The organism is Nonomuraea sp. NPDC049784, from assembly GCF_040659615.1.
Taxonomy (GTDB): Bacteria; Actinomycetota; Actinomycetes; order Streptosporangiales; family Streptosporangiaceae; genus Nonomuraea.
On the sequence record NZ_JBFAMX010000887.1, the window covers coordinates 1 to 3171 of the forward strand.

The 3171-nt window shown below is 71.4% G+C and carries 4 protein-coding genes; all 4 read right to left on the reverse strand.

All coding sequences use genetic code 11. The annotated features are described in order from the left end of the window. Positions 1 to 614 (reverse strand): thiamine pyrophosphate-binding protein (locus AB0J09_RS60450; RefSeq protein WP_360712868.1); only part of this gene is annotated, 614 nt, incomplete at its 3' end. An 86-nt stretch (positions 615 to 700) separates the two neighbouring features. Beyond that, positions 701 to 1561: an NAD(P)-dependent oxidoreductase gene (locus tag AB0J09_RS60455; RefSeq protein ID WP_360712871.1), complete on the reverse strand. Its 861-nt coding sequence runs from the start codon at positions 1559 to 1561 to the stop codon at positions 701 to 703. Continuing rightward, entirely contained in the window at positions 1558 to 2322 is a 765-nt protein-coding gene (locus tag AB0J09_RS60460) for a TIM barrel protein (RefSeq protein WP_360712873.1), read from the reverse strand. Before AB0J09_RS60460 ends, AB0J09_RS60455 begins: the two co-directional genes overlap by 4 nt. Beyond that, a complete protein-coding gene (sucD, locus tag AB0J09_RS60465) occupies positions 2319 to 3167 on the reverse strand; it encodes a succinate--CoA ligase subunit alpha (protein ID WP_360712876.1) in 849 nt (282 codons plus the stop codon). The genes AB0J09_RS60460 and sucD overlap by 4 nt, the downstream gene beginning before the upstream one ends. Positions 3168 to 3171: the final 4 nt, after the last annotated feature.

Consider the following 3171-nt stretch of genomic DNA (forward strand, 5'->3'; position numbering starts at 1 on the left):
CCGCCGCCCGCCAGGATGATCGGCCGCCGGGCCTCGGTCAGCAGGTCCACGGCCTTGCGCACGGCCCTGGGCAGCGGCCCGGGCTCCTCGACGGGCAGCGGCGCGTCCAGCTCCCGGTCGTACAGGCAGGTCCTGCGCTGGACGTCGAGCGGCAGGTCGATGAGGACCGGCCCGGGCCGTCCCGAGCGGGCGATCCTGAACGCCTCCCTGAACACCCACGGCGCCTGCGCGGGCTCCTTGAGCTGGACCGCCCACTTTGTCACCGGGCGGGCGATCTCCACGATGTCGACCGCCTGGAACGCCTCCTGGTGCAGCTTGGAGCTCACCGCCTGCCCGGTGACGCAGATCATCGGGATCGAGTCGGCCAGGGCGGTGTAGAGGCCGGTGATCATGTTCGTGCCGGCGGGGCCCGAGGTGCCGATGCAGACGCCGACATTCCCGGTCACCCTGGCCCAGCCGTCGGCCGCGTGGGTGCCGCCCTCCTCGTGGCGTACGGTGATGTGCCTGATCGAGCTGTGCTGGAGCGCGGCGTAGAGCGGCAGGATGGCCGCGCCGGGGATGCCGAAGACGGTGTCCACCCCCTCCGACTCCAGCACCGCGACCACGGCCTCCATGCACGGAACCCTCTTTTCGCGGGCTCCTTTGTCGCCCGCGAAAAGAGGCGACCTTACAGTGCTTCTGGTTCTCTCGCTTCGCTCGTTCACGCGTTCAGCCTTTCGACGACCTTGAGCAGGGCGGAGTGGTCGAGCGAGCCGTGCCCCTGCGCCCTGGCCGCGGCCACGAGCTGGGCGACCTGCCCGGTGAGCGGCAGGCTGACGCCGGCCTCTCGGGCGGCGGCGACGGCGATGCCCATGTCCTTGTGGTGCAGGTCGATCCGGAAGCCGGGGGCGAACTCCCGCTTGACCATGGTGTGCCGCTTGAGCTCCAGAATCCTGGAGCCCGCCAGGCCGCCCGCGAGCACGTCGAGCCCGGCCACGGGGTCCACGCCCGAGGCTTCGAGCAGCACGATGGCCTCCGACACGAGCCCATAGATCCCGCCGACGACGAGCTGGTTGGCCGCCTTGACGGTCTGTCCCGCGCCGGCCGGACCGACGTGCACGACCGTCGTGCCGAGCGGCCACAGCAGCGGCCTGGCCGCCTCCACGTCCTCGGCCTCGCCGCCCACCATGATCGACAGAGTGCCGTCGATCGCGCCGCGCTCGCCGCCGCTGACGGGGGCGTCCAGCGCCCGTACGCCGGCGACCGCGGCCTTCCCGGCGACCCAGCGGGAGGTCTCGGGCTTGATGGTGCTCATGTCGATGTAGAGGAGGTTCGGCCGGGCGTACTCGATGACCAGCGGCGCGACCTCCTCCACCTGCGGCGAGTCGGGCAGCATCGTGATCATCGCCTCCACGCCGCCGACGGCCTCGACCACGCTGGACGCGCCCTTGCCGCCCAGGGCGACGAGCCGTTCGACCCGCTCGGCGCTCACGTCATAACCGGTCACGACATGTCCGGCTTTGAGGAGGTTCGCCGCCATCGGGCTGCCCATGATCCCCAAGCCGATGAACCCGATGTTCATGCCCGCCTCCAGTCGAACGCGCCCGGCCCCTCGTGCCGGTATTCCAGGCCGACGTGGCCGCGATAGCCCGCCGCCGCCAGCCGGGCGAAGATCTCGTCGTACGGCATGCGCCCGCTGCCCGGACGCCCCCTCCCGGGGTCGTCGGCGATCTGCACGTGGCCGAACCTGGCGCTGTGCCGGTCGATGAGCGAGAGCACGTCCTCGCCCATCCGGTGCAGGTGGTAGAGGTCGGCCAGGAAGGCCACGTTCTCCCGGTCCACCTCGTCGATCAGCTCGAACGCCGCCCGAGACGACGTGATGGGATATTTCGGGTTCTCGTGGGAGTTGAGGGCTTCGACGACCACGGTCGCACCGATGCCGGCCGCCGCGTCGGCCGCCCTGCGCAGGTTGGCCACGGCCAGTGCCCGGTCGGTGCCCGGCTCGTTGCCGTACAGGGCGTTGAGCACCCCGCAGCCCAGCTCGCCCGCCAACTGGACCGCCACGTCGATGTTGGCCTGGAACCGGGCGGACCCGTCCGGCCTGGCCAGCAGCCCGCGTTCGCCCGCGGCCATGTCGCCCGCGTCGAAGTTCAGCCCCACGAGCCGGACGCCGGCGTCCTCGATCGCCTGCCGCAGCGCCGCCAACTCTTTGTTTGAAGGCTCCGGCCCGTCGAACGGCCACCACAACTCGACGGCGTCGAACCCGGCTTTGGCCGCCGCGACGGGCCGCTCCAGCAGCGGCAGGTCCGTGAAGAGAATGGAGAGGTTGACGTCGAAGTTCACGACGGGACCGCCGAGCGCATGAGGCGGGCCGTCTCCGACGGGGTGCGGCCGACGCGGACCCCGACCGCCTCCAGGGCCTCCTTCTTGGCCTGGGCGGTGCCGGACGAGCCGGACACGATCGCGCCCGCGTGCCCCATGGTCTTGCCCTCCGGCGCGGTGAAGCCGGCCACGTAGGCGACCACGGGCTTGGTGACGTTCGCGGCGATGTAGGCGGCTGCCCGTTCCTCGGCGTCGCCGCCGATCTCGCCGATCATGACGATGGCGTCAGTGCCGGGGTCGTCCTGGAACGCCTGGAGGCAGTCGATGTGGGTGGTCCCGACGACGGGGTCGCCGCCGATGCCGACGGCGGTGGAGAAGCCGAGGTCGCGCAGCTCGTACATGAGCTGGTACGTCAGCGTGCCCGACTTCGACACCAGCCCGATGCGCCCGGCCGAGGTGATGTCGGCGGGGATGATCCCGGCCGACGACTGCCCCGGGCTGATCAGGCCGGGGCAGTTGGGCCCGATGATCCTGGTCCGGCCGTTCGCCAGGGCGCGGAAGCGTACCGTGTCGTGCACGGGGACGCCCTCGGTGATGACCACGCAGAGCGGCACGCCCGCCGCGACGGCCTCCTCCACGGCCGAGCCGGTGAACCGCGGCGGCACGAACACCACGGAGACGTCGGCCCCGGTCTCCTCCATCGCCTCCGAGACCGAGCCGAACACGGGCACCGTGCGCTCGCCGAAGTCCACGGACCGCCCGCCCTTGCCGGGCTCTTCAACGGGGCCGGTTTCCTCGACCAGCTCCGGGCTATGGGCATCGACGTCATCCTCCTCGGCTTCGACGAGCGGCAGACGTACATCCAGGCCA